The following is a 13590-nucleotide window of genomic DNA, read 5'->3' as shown; positions in this document are numbered from 1 at the left end:
TAAACATCTGTCGCGAACCTTCCCGGTGCGAGACGGGTCTACACCTGCAAACCATACCAAGACGACGATGACAAGACGATCTGCGATCTCTCTCTTGCGACCCACTCCGTTGGGAACCAGCGTTCTGAAACGAACGCGGGACTACGGTGTGTGTCCGGGGCGATTGCAGACGAGTATTGTGTCCAGCGGCCAGTCCGCATGATAGGACCCCGGTGTCGTCTCGGCATCGGGTTTTTTTGTGGATTGACCAAAACACTCACAGTTTGAGGTTTTCCCCTTCGGCAAACGTCTGAGGGCAACGACCGAAATGTTGTGAGCGGGCAATTCCCAAAACATATTTGGTCAATTTCCTTGAGGTCACCGAACCGACTCGGACACCGAGCGGTCAACAACTCGGTGAAATTCCAGGAGGACGTGATGGTCTCGGCGGTGTTGCAACGACCGACGTTGATGCTGAACCGGAACTGGCAACCGGTGGGCGTGGCGACGGTCTCGCGATCTCTAGTGATGGTCTGGAACGGAACGGCTCGAATTGTCGATCCGCAAGACTATCAGCTTTACAGTTGGAGTGATTGGGCGAAACTCGCTCCGCAAGATGACGAACCGGTCGTGCGGACCGTCAGCTCGCGACTCCGTGTGCCGGAGGTGATTTCGCTCACGCGGTACGATCGTGTTCCGACGAATACAGTCACTTTTAGCCGTCGAAACATCTTCAAACGCGACCGGTTTACCTGCCAATATTGCGGCGAACAACCGGGCAAAGAAGAACTCACGATCGACCACGTTCTCCCCCGATCCGAGGGTGGAACGTCGAGTTGGGAAAACTGCGTGCTCGCCTGTGTGGACTGTAATAGTCGCAAAGCGAACATGACTCCCCATCAAGCCGGGATGCCATTGCTGAAGAAACCCGTCCGCCCCAACTGGCGACCATTCTACGCCACCCGAGGCGAACGAATCGACAGTTGGAGCAAATTCATCAGCGAAGCGTACTGGAACGTGGAACTTCAGGACTAAGTTGAGTTCAGAGTCGAGTCACCAGAGACCAGAGCCAAACACGAATCCTAGCGTTTGGCTCTGGTCGCTCGGCTTGAGTTGCTCGTTAATCATTGTCTTCGGTAATTTGCCGCTTGTGTCTGCCTGTCTTGCGGTCTTAAAATGATCGCTATGCAGGATCCACTCGAATCATCTTTACTGTTTCTATCGTCCGCGATTGTCTCGCATTTGCGAACCAAAACTCATAGCGTTCAGCGGTCTGTTTTGCAGTTCCACGGGCTTGCTTGTTCGCCGGGAGGCCTAGCAAATGACGAGTGATGTTCATCCTAGTTCGCGGAAGTCTGCGATCTATCAACCGGAACTCGATGGTCTCCGAGCGATTGCCATCGGCTTTGTACTCTTGTTCCACTGCTTGGCGGTCCCGACAGATGGTGCTACGGCTTGGTTGTCGTGGATCGTTGGGTTAATGTGGTGCGGCGTCGATCTCTTTTTTGTTCTTTCGGGGTTCCTTATTACTGGAATCTTGCTAGATACTCGCGATGACTCCAAACGCTGGTCGACTTTCCTCGCACGCCGTACGCTGCGTGTGTTCCCCCTGTATTACTTTTGGCTGGTCGTTGTTTTTTGGGTCTTGCCTCAGTTTATTCACACCACCCCAATTACCCCCCAACAGGCCGAACCCTGGTGTTGGACCTACACGTTCAATTGGTATATCTGGGAGATCAATCAGTTTGTATACCCTGCTACAATCAATCATTTTTGGTCCCTAGCCGTTGAAGAGCAGTTTTACTTGCTATGGCCACTTGTGGTCTTCACTATACCTGTTAGACATCTAGGCACCATTTGTTTGGTTGGAATCTGTGCATCGATGGCTTGGAAATATAATCTATACTTTAGTTCATGTATTCATAGTTTTCCTATCTATACCGCCACGCCATTACGAGTCGACGCACTGCTCGGCGGCGGACTTGTGGCTTGGATGGTTCGCAACCCGGCAGCCGTCAATACACGGTTGTTACACAGTTTGCTCACCGGGGTCGGCCTACTCGTTCTGCTCGCCTTGATGCATTTGCGAGGGTTGGAGAACCTCCCTGGCATTCATAAATTCGCTGCATGTTTATTGACGAGTTTCTTCGCCCTTGTATTTCCGGCGTTACTGCGGTTTCTGATTAGCCATCCCAACTCCGTTCCCGTACGGTTTCTTTCCTGGAGGATCTTCCGCCCTGTCGCGAAGCTGAGTTATGGTCTATATGTCTGCCACTACATCATTTTTTATATCGCTCTGAGGGGATATCGAGAAGAGCTGTTACTAGCATCAAAGAACTCGGGTTTACCCGCATGGTTCGTTCTGTTTGCGGTGACGGTTTCGTTGAGTGGACTCGTTTCGGCAATCCTCTATCTTCTTGTTGAACGTCCCATGTTGAGCCTCAAACGGCATTTCTCCTACAGTCAATCCGAGTAGCTTTCCTTGATTCCGGCTCTTGTCTCGTGTTTGACAGCGGTCATACAATACCCGCATGTCGGAAACATCGAACTCATCGTCGTTTATCCTCCAAGTTGCACAAATCGTCGCCGATACGCAGGCGGAAGGTCCCGGGCATCGGTTTGCGGTGTGGTTGCAGGGGTGCCCGCTCCGTTGTCCCGGCTGTTGCAACCCCGAAATGCTCCCCTTTTCCGGCGGTCATTCGGTCGGCGTCTCAGAGCTTCTGACGCAATTCCGCCACGCGGTCGAAGCGAATCCGCATATTGAAGGCGTCACCTTGCTCGGAGGCGAACCTTTTTCGCATCCGGGTGTCGAGGTCTTTGCGGGCGGGGTTCGCGATCATGGCGGCAGCGTGATGATCTTCACCGGCTTCACTCTGAATGAATTGAAAGCTCGGCCCGAAGCTCACGTGCAGGAACTACTCGCCGAGACGGACTTGCTCGTCGACGGGCCGTATCTCCGCGACCAACCGGATACTACCCGACGTTGGATCGGCTCACAAAACCAGCAAATTCACTTCCTGACCGAGCGGTACCATCCGGACTCCGCCTCTTGGGATGAATCCGACACGCTCGAAATTCGTTTGCAGAATGGACAAGTGACCGTCAATGGTTTTCCCGCCCCATCGGCAGTCGGAGTCTGGCGGCGAATCAAACCTTCGTCAGAAAGCTGAACCTGCTGAGTGAACAGGTCTGGCAAATGCAAGTTTCCGTGTCGTTTGCTATCCTCGACGTTCCGCCAACCATCCTCGAACTTCTGGCATTCGCATGCGTGTCGTCAATCGGTTTGAAAACAGCTTGCTGCAAATCTTGCAGGCCGTCTTCGGACGGGGGACGACGGAGCGGGCGGTGAAAAACGTTCTGCGGGACATGGATGCTCCGAAATGTCTGGGCCGCGATGCCATTGTCGTGATCGAAGATATCCTCGCGAAAGGCACGGTGTCGACACTGGCTCGTTTGGGCGGTTGGCGACGCGAACGCTTCCTGCGGGGCGAACGCTCAGCGACCGGCCGACTCTGGGAACGCACATCGAGCGACCGATTGGGACTGAGTTTCTCATCCAGAACCGTTGAATTTCTCATCGGGATGACAACATTCTCCGCCGGTCATCCATTTTTCCGCAAGCGTCCGCTGAAAAGCCTCACACTTGGTGATCGCTGGCTGCACTTTGCCATCTACGACGCTTTTCACGAGTCCGGGTTGGGCAAGGAGTTGCAGACTTGGCCGGTCATGCGGGAGAATCTGCTCGTTCAGTTGCTTCATGCCCGTGATTTCCTCGATGCTCCACCGAAACAATCGGCCGACATGGAACCTTGGCTCACCGACGAGGCCGGCTTGGCCATCTTGGAAGTGATGCAATCGCGTCTGGCTGGTTCGTGGATCATGACGGAGCAAGCGAAACGCGAAATTCGTTCACCGGCTCAGTTATTGATTGCGTCACGGTTCCACCGGAATTTGCTGAATGAGTATCTCACGGCGGTCGAAAAACTTCAGCGTCGGGATTTAGTTCGCTTCTTGTTCGATGTTTGGAATCAGCTTCTGCCCGATGACGAAACCGCTCGAACGCCGTGGTTGGAAAAGGTCAACCTCGACGATTTTCGCATGGCCGAGCGTGCGGAATTGTATCAGCAGGCGTTTGGAACATTCACGCTCGCGGAGCGGTTGATGAATTGGAACGACTGGGCCCGCAGCATCGGTTATTATGATGAAGAATACGAAATCGCCCAGCATTGGAAGTTGGATTGGGAACAACTCGACGGCGACACCGTCACCGCTCGTTCGCGTCGGTTGGCGTCGCAGGCGGATATCGCAAACTGAGCAATTCGCTCCGGTCCAATCCGAAAGCTCATTCAAAGGATGAATTCATGAGTCGTGCCTACCGCATTCAAGTCAGCGAATCGCTGCAACGGGTCATCCGCGCCAGCGACCATGTCAGTACACAACTCGAACTGCTCGAAATCCTACCGGCCGAACGCATGGCCGAGTTGTTGGAAGCCGAGTTGGTGAACCTCGGCTTCGAACGCGATGGCGACGTGCTCAAACGCGAACAGAACGGCGTGGTTGTGGAAGTCGATCCGAAAACCGCCACGGTGACGGCTCGCATTGAATCCGAGAATGAAGTCACGTTGGAAGCCGAGAAGTCCGGCAACGTCTACGATGATTGGGGTGCTCAAACCCGTGAGAACGTCGAAGCCTCGCTGCGGGAACAAGCCGTCGACGACATGAACCGTCAAGCCGACCAACAAGAACGCCAATTGCAAAAGGAACTCACCGACCGTTTGGAAGCCGAGTTGCGAGACCTCAAAGGCGACCTCGACCAAGCCGTCAACCGCGTCACCGCCGATGCATTAAAAGAAAAAGCAAGCCAACTCGGTCAAATCAAAGAACTCACCGAAGACCGCGAAAGCGGCTCCTTGACGATTGTGTTAGAGGTTTGATTGTTTTGTGGGTTGTCAGTGGTGGGGGGGCAGTTGTCAGTCGTAGGGTGCGTGCAGCGAAGCGTTACGCACCCTACAAGTGAGCACCTAAACAGTGATCCGCAAGCATGCATTGCTCGTTAACTCTGCAATATTGCAAGCTGAACCGCATGCTTCGTAGTCATATTTTGGGACAAGTCTTAGCCTGCGACAAAGCGTTTTCTAGCAGTTTCAAGAGTAAGGCACAAACAGGGCAAGATGTAGTATGGACGAGAAGCGTGTTAATGTCGTGATTCAACCGGATGAAGCGGTGATGCGAGTCGATGGGTACTGGTCGCGGCATTATGCTACGGACTTCCTTGCTGCTGCGGATGCGTTTGCACCGCCTAAGAATCGCTTTTCGCCGATACCTTATTATCTCGTTTGTCATTCCATTGAACTCTCATTCAAGGCGTTTTTGCGCTCAGTAGGATTCAATCGCAATGATTGCAAGAAACTAAACCACAATCTGGAGAAAGCGCTCGAAATAGCGGTGGAGCAAGGACTTGGAAACTATTTAGAGGTTTCTTGTGGAGATCGAGAAGTCCTAGCTTTGGCGAATCGCCTGTATCTTAAAAAGGAGTTCGAGTATTTCGAAAGTCTAGAAACAATATATGATCCTCACAATTTTGATATCGATGAGCTTACGGAGTTCGCGCGGCGATTGCTCGGCGCGATTGAAGACCCGGTCAGGGCGTCCGTCTTTCAATGATCCTCGGTGGTGGGAAATACGCGAACTGTTGGCTAAAGCAATTGAAGTAGGTCAGGCTGTGCCTGACGATTCCTGATGCGATGTCAGGCACAGCCTGACCTACGATGCTGAATTAAGAGACTGCCCTGAAAGATAGAGTTTTCATGTCGACACTAGTTCCTGAATCATCACTACCACAAGAGCTTTCAACGCCACAAGCGGTGGATCTCGCTTATCCGCATGAACTCGCGGGGATGGCGGGGGACTTGGTGCGGGGGTTGCCGGCGTTGGTGGAGTGTGAGAAGGACTTGGCTCCCTTTGTGTTTATGTCGGTACGAGGAAGACTAAGAGAACATGATCTCAAATGTTTGTTTCTCGACGGGCGACCGAATCCGAATGAGTCAGCCGGGGCGATGGGGCCGCCGTCGTTTGTGGGCACGTTGATCTCGCAATTGCGAAACGCCGTTCGCGGTGCGGTCGAGAAACGTGTCGTTGTGTTGCCTCACTTGGATTTGCTCACGACGAGTCAAGGCGGGCTCACATCGGAAGCACGTGAAGTCATTCCCCTGCTCTACGAAAATCCGGAACTCGTTTGGCTGGGGTTCAAAGATCCGTCGTTTCCGTTGCCGCAAGTGATCGAGAATCTCTTTCCGAAGCGGTACAGCTTGCTCGGCATCGGTCGCGAGCGATTGCAGCATCTCATCACGCAAAAGGAGGCCCGTAAGTTCGGCAAGGATTTCAATCCGTGGGCACTGTATAAACACGTCTCCGGCATGAACGCTGCCCGGTTGCGGAAGATGCTTTCGACGCTGGAAGGTGAGGACTACCCGAACAACCCGCGACACGCCATCGAGCAAGTTCGACAAGCCACGCTCGGCGGGACTTTGGAAGTTCCGAACGTCGATCTCGAAGACGACGTCGGCGGCTATGCGAAAGTCAAGAAACGGTTGCGGGCCGAGATTCTGGATGTCCTGCAAGCCAAGGACAAACAGACCGATCCCGACCAAATCAAAAAGATGGAATCGCTGATCCCGCGAGGCATGATTTTCTGGGGACCGCCGGGAACGGGGAAAACGCTGTTCGCAAAGGGCATGGCAACGGCACTGGGGGCGGCGATTACGGTCGTCTCCGGACCGGAACTCAAAAGTCGATGGGTTGGCGAGAGTGAAGAAAACCTGCGGTTGATCTTCCATCGCGCTCGGCAAAGTGCCCCATCGATTATTGTGTTCGACGAACTCGATTCCTTCGCCGCCGCTCGCGGGACTTACACGGGTTCGGGGGTGGAACACTCGATGGTCAACCAGTTGCTGACCGAGATGGACGGGTTCCACTCCGAAGAACTCGTGTTCGTAGTTGGCACAACAAACTTTGTGGAAAGTCTCGATCCGGCTCTCTTGCGACCGGGGCGGTTTGAGTTTCATCTGCACATCCCCTATCCCGGTCGTGATGATCGTCGGGCGATTTTGGAGATTTATAATCGCTCGATGAATCTCGACATGACCGACACCACGCTGGAATACGCCGTCAAACGCACCGGCGATTTCGTCGAGGGAGCGGTCCTGGGCACACGCTTTAGTGGCGACCATATCAATGCACTCTGTCGGGCACTCGCGCGGATTCGCTTGCGAGAGGACATCGACCGACCAACGTCACCCGAAGACATCGAACGGGCACTCACCGAGTGGATCGACCGTCCACAAATGACCAAACGCGAGGAAACCGTGGTCGCCACGCACGAAGCGGGTCATGCAATTTGTTCGCTGTTTTGCGAGCATGCGACGCCGATTGAGCGAATTTCGATCCAAGGCGATGCCGCCGGGGCGCTCGGATTCGTCAAGTATCAAGACCCGACCAACAAATACGTTGTCACACGTGGGCAACTGCTCGATGACCTATGTATTCTGATGGGTGGTCGCGAAGCCGAACGACTGCTGTGTGATGATCTTTCGATTGGTTCGGCGGATGATCTTCGGCGTGCTACTCAAATCGCGAGGGCACTCGTCGAAGAGTTCGGCATGGGCGGCGATGACGTTGGAATTGTGCGGTATGAGTCAGACGACGAACGCTTTCCGGGGCGGTATCGGTCACTGTCGCCAACGCAACTTGAACGCCTCGATGACAGCGTGAAAACACTCCTGGCGGAGGCATGTTCACGGGCTTCCGATTTCCTGAAAGAGAATCAAACACTCGTTGAGACCTTGCGGGACTTGCTGTTGGAGAAGAAAGTGATCGACGCAAAAACGCTGGGCGAGATCACCGGTCGCGACATTCCGAGCGAAGAAAAGAGCGAACAATAAACATGGCTGAAATGACCATCACGCTGCGGGTCGATCCCAAAACGAACAAGAAGGACATTGTGGTCACGCTGGAATCCGATGCGGATTCGCTGCCGCACGAACACGAGCAGATGCATCGGCAATTGGTTGATCGGCTGATCGAAGGCGGTTTGCTTTCCGAAGGCGAAGCGGGGAAATTGATCGTCGAACGTGAGGAAGAAGTCGATATTCCCGAAATCCCGATCGGCTCTCCGGCTGCGAATCGGGAAGAACACTCCGAGGGAGCCTGACGGTTTTGTTTCCAGCGGAACCGAGCAGAGTGGGCGAAGCGGTCGCGAGCTTCTATACTATCGCTTCGGTGATATGTTTGAACCTGCAAGACTGATCCGACTCGTCGCTCATGATCCTTTTGTTTCCGAATCTCGATGTGCTTTCGCTAGCGTTGACGTCCGGCGTCATCCCGCCAGAGGTCAGCACGCAACCGGCGGAAACAGCAACTGCCGATGACGGTCGGGTTTGGGTGCGTCCGCTTGATGACGATGCCAATTTCGACGCGAACGCTCTAAAGGAACTGGGAATTCTCGAGCGAAAGAGTTTTCGCGGATCGGGTGGTTCGCCCGAAAGCGTGTCGTGTTGGCCAGAGGTCATTCCAGCGGAAGCAACGGCTACCGCACCGCAACTCGCAGATCGCACGCCTGTCTTGTTTCTACTGCCGGACCCAACGCAGTTGGCCGACATTGCCACGGAGATGTTGCGGTTGGGAAACGATCGTCAGGGTTTTCGGCGGGTGAAGGCCGCTGGCGGCGAAGTGGCGTTACTGCATGTTGTCGGTCCGCCGTATTACTCGTTGTTGCGGGCGTTGGAGGATGAATCCGAGTCGGATTCTCGTCCGCGGGCGTTTGTGGAAACCGGCTCTCGGGTTTGGGTGGAGTTCGGATATCGGCACCCGTTGGCTTCGCAGGTGATGGCACCGAACGGTCAGGTGGTGTTGATCGCTGCGGACGGTTCATGGACAACGCTTGATGAAGGTCGGTTTCGTGATATCTACGAGCTGCTCGATCTGCATTTGCCGACCGACCCGCAATCGCTTTCGGCCGCTGACCTCGACGACCGTTTGAACGTCTCGCTGCAATTGGTGAACGGGCACGCCGACGATGCTGCGGAACTTTGGGTGTTGACGGAAAAGGGAGCCGAACAACTCGACGATCTGGTTCGGAATTCGGACGATCGGTTGATTTCCCGGTTGGCGTTTGCCGTCGGGGATTTGGAATCTGCAGATAGATCGCGAACGGTTGTTGTGCGGGCACGTCCCGGAAGTTCGGGGCCGCCGGTTTTGGTCCTGGACGGAGTGGCTTGCCGACCGTATTTGAAGTTGCCGAACCTGTTCGTGCCGGTTGGTCGGCGAATTCATCCCCCCTTACGTCGAGACGCTGTCAAGAATCTGCTTGCGAACGATTCCGCGGAAATCACCTGGTTGATGCCGACGGACGATTCTTCATTTCAACCGCAGAGCCTTTCGGATTCGGCGTTCCGTCCGCTCGCGGATTGGGTCGATTACGTATTGGATAACGACCGGAAAGCACTAGAGGAATGGACGCAGTCGATGCAGTTCGACTTCGAAAAGTTCGTGTGTGGCGATGGGCGATCGGAACGCGATGCCGCTCCGACTCGCAGCGAACCGGAGCAACAATCGCAAGGTTCGGCATCGACGGAAACGAAAGAGCGGCGGCCATCTCAGAAATCGGAAAGCGTGAAAAAGGCCGTGGCGGTGCCGGCTCCGACAGCCAGTCCGAAGAGTTCTCGTCGGACTCGGAGAGTGGTGAAACCGTCGGAGTTGGAGGTTCGTCTTCAGGAACTACGACAGGCATTTCACGATTCGGACGCGGAATTCGATTCTCCCGAACGGCGAGAGTTGTGGCAGGAGTTGGCCGCGACTTACGCCGGATTGTCACAAAATACCGATGCAGCACTCTGCTGGGCGAACGCGGTCTGGGATGAACCATCCGTGTCGGCAGAGGTGGCCGATGCTTGGTTCGATCTGGAAACGAAGTCGAGTGGCGAGCCGGCCGTCGGCGGTGATGACTTCGAAGCCCTGGTCGCCAAAAACCGATTGAGCCCGAGCGAAGTCAACCTATTGGCGGCTCATCTGATTGCAGCGGCGAGTTCGGGATCGGGAATCGACAATGCCGAGAATTTGCCGCGTGTGCAAACCGTCTTGGAGCGTTCGGAATCGTTGCTGCCGATCCGCGTGGCATGGCTGGCTTGGCTTTCGTTTTCACAACTTGCCGACAACGATGTCTTGGCCTTGGCTCGGGCACGCGACCGAATTTTGGAACGGCTTTACGCACAAGGATTGACCCCCGAACTTGACCTGCCCGCATTCCTGCGGTCAACCAGCAACCGGACCGGCGACCGATATCGAACCATCGGCCAGAGACTTGTCGAATTGCAACCGAAAATCCGCCATTGGGTCGAGGAAGAAAGCGAAACCCGTCCAACACTGAAAAATGCTAAGACGGCGGCGTATGCAAATCTCATCACCGCTTACGGTTTGGCTCGAATGAACCGCAGCGATGAAGCTCGGGAGTTGCTTCACACCGTGCGGGAGGACTTGCTCAACACCGGAGACCAACCGGATGTGGTTCACCAGTGGGTGGCAGACGCGTTTGGGCAACGCATCGAACAGGCCTTGGACGGGCAAGCTGCTGGTAATCGTCTCTCGGAAGAGTTGCTCACGTTCTTTGAACCGACCGATGGCCTGTCGGTGGCGGAGAAGAAGTCTCGCCGCGAAGCCGGTTATTATTTGAACAAGCTACGGCGGCAATCGAGAATTTTGCATCCGCACGAGCAGGTCAACGCTTGGGCACGGTTCTACCAAGGGAATCAAACCTCGTCTGAGTCCGGACTCGCGAGCCAATTGGAACAGTTAATCGATCTCAACGATCGGGATGCGTTGGCGACGAAACTACTCGACCTGCTCGACGAGCATGGTAACACCGCCCCTATCGATTTTGACCCGCTCGGTGGCAAAGTGCTTCTGACATCGGCTCTCGAATTCGCACCGCGATTGGGGGAGTCGCACGCGCGGGAGTTGCTGGATCGGGTGTTGCCGACACTCGACGAGCTCGTGGATGCCAACCAGCAAGCCGTGCTTCTGGAACAATCCATCGAGGTGGCCGCCCACTTTGGGCTCAGCGGTCCAGTCCAGACGTTCTGGAATCGGCTTCATGTGTTGTTCGAAAAGGCCAGTCGATCCGAGACGGCGGAAACCTTCGGTGCACTCATCAAACGAGCGGTTCACGGGTTGCGAAAATTGGGGATGCGTTCGGAAGTTGCCGAGATGCTCGACCAAATCGAACGGTTGGTCAAAGCGAACCAATTCGATCAAACCGAAGAAACCACAAAATCGCGAAGCCGGTCGAAAACCGCCAAGACGGGTTCAGTGGCAAACGCAGATGCAGCCGACGCTGAACGCGAATTGATCAACACGAAGCGTCGGCATTTTCTGATGTTGAATGTCGCCGCTGGTCGGTTTTACCTCGGCCAGCATGATGATGCCAAAGCAACCGTCAACGAGGTTTGTGAGTTTCTGTTCCAGCAAAAGACTCTCAAGCCATTGGAACGGTTGGGCTTACTTCGTGTGTATCTGGCCACTTTGGAACAAGCCCCGGTCGAATTCGCATTGCCGCGATTCGAGGAAGTGTTTGACAAGCTTGATCAAATTGCACAACCAAAAGCTGGCGGCAACATGATCCGTGGGGCTATGGATGCGTGTGAACGGTACTATTCCCCCGCCCTGCTGGACGTTGTCGAAACCGTCGTGCTGGCAATGATTAGTGATGACTTCACGCTCGACCGCAAAGGTCGACAGTTGCTAGAAGAGCATGAATACTTCATTCGCCGCCGCATTCATCACGATGTGGAACACGCCCGTAATGTTGCTGGAATTTGAGTCAGCCCGATAGAACTTTGCATCTCCGACTTCACGGAACACCATGAGCACAGCAGCGTCGACGGAAGATTGGACCTTTGAAGAACTTCGCGACCAAGCCGAAGAAATTCGCGGGCGACTCAATCGGTTGCGGACCAGTTTGGGACGGTTTCTGGTTCAGAAGCAATCGTTGATCGATCTGATGGTGGTTTCCGCCGTCGCTCAGGAACCGTTGCTCATCGTCGGTCCGCCTGGAACGGCGAAGAGCGATTTAATCTTGAAGTTCAAGGATGCAATCGGTTTGCCGGAAGACGATTATTTCGAGTACATGCTCACCCGGTTCACCGAGCCAAGTGAAATCGTCGGACCGATCGACATCAACAAGCTCCGCGAGGGGCGGTACATCCGGCGTGAACAAGGCAAGTTGCCAACGGCTCGGCTGGCATTCTTGGACGAGATTTTCAAATCGAACTCGGCGATTTTGAATATCTTGTTGACCATCATCAACGAGAAGAAGTTCTACCAAGACGGGAAACCGCAGCCGGTCAATTTGCGAATCCTGTTCGCCGCGACCAACGAGGTTCCAGAGCATGGTGAGTTGTCGGCCCTCAAAGACCGTTTCGTGTTGAAGGCGGAAAGTCTATCCGTCGCGGATGACCACTTCACCGCGTTGATCGATGCCGGCTTGGACGCTGAAGTGCATCGTTCACTCAATCAACGCCCATGGATGGAAGGGCACGCGACGCTGGAAGACATTCTGAAGGCCGGGCGGTATCTGACTTACCTATTTGGTCAGCGAGAGCATGCCAGCCAAGGCGAACCGCGGAACGACCGCCAATTGTTTTTCCCGGACGATGTCTTTCGGGAATATCAACGGCTCGTGAAAACGCTCGTTCGGGAGGACCGGCTGTTCATCAGCGATCGCAAGTTGGTCAAGCTCTATAAGTTACTTCGTGTGCGGGCATGGCTGATGCATGGTGGAACCGTCAATCGCGACGATCTCCAACTTCTTACCTACCTGGGTGAAACACACCAGGAGATGGCCCTGTTACGGGAGAAGGTGCCGACGCTGTTGGGGCTGTGAGCGAAGATTCCGGCGGTTCTACCACATAGGCGTGATCCACTTCCGCCGCCGCCGTCCGCAGGTACTTCGGACGCGAGTAGTAAGCCAACCGGTCTTCGTCGTGCCAAGGACGGGCCACGGGACTGAGTTGCCCGATCGCATCTACGACATCGGCGTAGCTGTCTTCAACCTCCGCGTGTGCCTGGAGAGCATCGTGCCCAACGGAATGCAACTGGCACCCCGTCAGCAATGGACAGGCAAGGAGGAACAGATTGAAGGAAAGAGCGACTCTCATTTGGTATGGCCCAAATCGATTCGGTGCGTACTCCGACTAATCTTCTGTGTCATACCATCGACCAAAGCTCAAAGTGAAATCAGTCGAATTGGTGGCTGGGGAGTCACATCAACAAATTTATTGGTGGCTATGGGTGGCCAGGTTCATTCCGTAAAGGCGTCTGTTCTCAACGAATCTTGCAAGAAATCCGTATTAGATACACTCTCGCGAAGCGAAACCGTCGATGTTCCAAACGGTGTTGACCGATCGTCAATGTGAACTAATGTTGGTTAGGGTCAACTCGTAGGAGACAATCGGAGGGTAAAATCGGGAAATTCCCCGTAAACGCCGAATCTGCCGTTGAATTCCCTGAGAAATTGTGTTTTGCTGAGGTCTATCCCCTCTATGAAATGGTCAAGAAACG

The 13590-nt window shown here is 54.5% G+C and carries 11 protein-coding genes; 10 read left to right on the top strand and 1 reads right to left on the bottom strand.

Features of this window, described 5'->3' with window-relative positions:
• Nucleotides 1-417: 417 nt before the first annotated feature.
• The 10 genes from G6R38_RS15405 to G6R38_RS15360 all read left to right on the top strand — a co-directional run bounded on the left by G6R38_RS15405 (nucleotide 418) and on the right by G6R38_RS15360 (nucleotide 12913).
• Nucleotides 418-1014, top strand: coding sequence for an HNH endonuclease (locus G6R38_RS15405; protein WP_166827414.1), 597 nt, complete (start codon nucleotides 418-420; stop codon nucleotides 1012-1014).
• A gap of 286 nt (nucleotides 1015-1300) precedes the next feature.
• Nucleotides 1301-2455, top strand: coding sequence for an acyltransferase family protein (locus G6R38_RS15400; RefSeq protein WP_166827410.1), 1155 nt, complete (start codon nucleotides 1301-1303; stop codon nucleotides 2453-2455).
• 55 nt (nucleotides 2456-2510) lie between these two features.
• The gene (locus G6R38_RS15395) at nucleotides 2511-3149 is read left to right on the top strand and encodes a 4Fe-4S single cluster domain-containing protein (protein ID WP_166827407.1); all 639 of its coding nucleotides are present in this window, start codon (nucleotides 2511-2513) and stop codon (nucleotides 3147-3149) included.
• Nucleotides 3150-3243: 94 nt separating this feature from the next.
• Entirely contained in the window at nucleotides 3244-4293 is a 1050-nt protein-coding gene (locus G6R38_RS15390; protein ID WP_166827404.1) for a hypothetical protein, read from the top strand.
• A gap of 47 nt (nucleotides 4294-4340) precedes the next feature.
• Nucleotides 4341-4913: a hypothetical protein gene (locus tag G6R38_RS15385; protein ID WP_166827401.1), complete on the top strand. Its 573-nt coding sequence runs from the start codon at nucleotides 4341-4343 to the stop codon at nucleotides 4911-4913.
• 244 nt (nucleotides 4914-5157) lie between these two features.
• A complete protein-coding gene (locus G6R38_RS15380) occupies nucleotides 5158-5643 on the top strand; it encodes a hypothetical protein (RefSeq protein WP_166827398.1) in 486 nt (161 codons plus the stop codon).
• Nucleotides 5644-5786: 143 nt separating this feature from the next.
• Entirely contained in the window at nucleotides 5787-7919 is a 2133-nt protein-coding gene (locus G6R38_RS15375) for an AAA family ATPase (RefSeq protein WP_166827395.1), read from the top strand.
• Nucleotides 7920-7921: 2 nt separating this feature from the next.
• The gene (locus G6R38_RS15370; RefSeq protein ID WP_166827390.1) at nucleotides 7922-8188 is read left to right on the top strand and encodes a hypothetical protein; all 267 of its coding nucleotides are present in this window, start codon (nucleotides 7922-7924) and stop codon (nucleotides 8186-8188) included.
• A 110-nt stretch (nucleotides 8189-8298) separates the two neighbouring features.
• Nucleotides 8299-11850, top strand: coding sequence for a hypothetical protein (locus G6R38_RS15365; RefSeq protein ID WP_166827386.1), 3552 nt, complete (start codon nucleotides 8299-8301; stop codon nucleotides 11848-11850).
• Between the two features lie 43 nt (nucleotides 11851-11893).
• Entirely contained in the window at nucleotides 11894-12913 is a 1020-nt protein-coding gene (locus G6R38_RS15360; protein WP_166827383.1) for an AAA family ATPase, read from the top strand.
• Here G6R38_RS15360 and G6R38_RS15355 read toward each other — a convergent pair.
• The gene (locus G6R38_RS15355; protein WP_166827380.1) at nucleotides 12840-13187 is read right to left on the bottom strand and encodes a hypothetical protein; all 348 of its coding nucleotides are present in this window, start codon (nucleotides 13185-13187) and stop codon (nucleotides 12840-12842) included. The genes G6R38_RS15360 and G6R38_RS15355 overlap by 74 nt on opposite strands.
• Nucleotides 13188-13590: the final 403 nt, after the last annotated feature.

It is taken from the genome of Thalassoroseus pseudoceratinae (genome assembly GCF_011634775.1).
In the GTDB taxonomy this organism is placed as follows: domain Bacteria; phylum Planctomycetota; class Planctomycetia; order Planctomycetales; family Planctomycetaceae; genus Thalassoroseus; species Thalassoroseus pseudoceratinae.
The sequence above is the reverse complement of the archived record's forward strand: the minus strand, read 5'-3'. Positions and strand labels throughout refer to the sequence as shown.

Coding starts and splice junctions, on each gene's coding strand:
- G6R38_RS15400 (WP_166827410.1), top strand. CDS start 1,301: ATGACGAGTGATGTTCATCCTAGTTCGCGGAAGTCTGCGATCTATCAA.
- G6R38_RS15375 (WP_166827395.1), top strand. CDS start 5,787: ATGTCGACACTAGTTCCTGAATCATCACTACCACAAGAGCTTTCAACG.
- G6R38_RS15405 (WP_166827414.1), top strand. CDS start 418: ATGGTCTCGGCGGTGTTGCAACGACCGACGTTGATGCTGAACCGGAAC.
- G6R38_RS15370 (WP_166827390.1), top strand. CDS start 7,922: ATGGCTGAAATGACCATCACGCTGCGGGTCGATCCCAAAACGAACAAG.
- G6R38_RS15365 (WP_166827386.1), top strand. CDS start 8,299: ATGATCCTTTTGTTTCCGAATCTCGATGTGCTTTCGCTAGCGTTGACG.
- G6R38_RS15355 (WP_166827380.1), bottom strand. CDS start 13,187: ATGAGAGTCGCTCTTTCCTTCAATCTGTTCCTCCTTGCCTGTCCATTG.
- G6R38_RS15360 (WP_166827383.1), top strand. CDS start 11,894: ATGAGCACAGCAGCGTCGACGGAAGATTGGACCTTTGAAGAACTTCGC.
- G6R38_RS15385 (WP_166827401.1), top strand. CDS start 4,341: ATGAGTCGTGCCTACCGCATTCAAGTCAGCGAATCGCTGCAACGGGTC.
- G6R38_RS15380 (WP_166827398.1), top strand. CDS start 5,158: ATGGACGAGAAGCGTGTTAATGTCGTGATTCAACCGGATGAAGCGGTG.
- G6R38_RS15395 (WP_166827407.1), top strand. CDS start 2,511: ATGTCGGAAACATCGAACTCATCGTCGTTTATCCTCCAAGTTGCACAA.
- G6R38_RS15390 (WP_166827404.1), top strand. CDS start 3,244: ATGCGTGTCGTCAATCGGTTTGAAAACAGCTTGCTGCAAATCTTGCAG.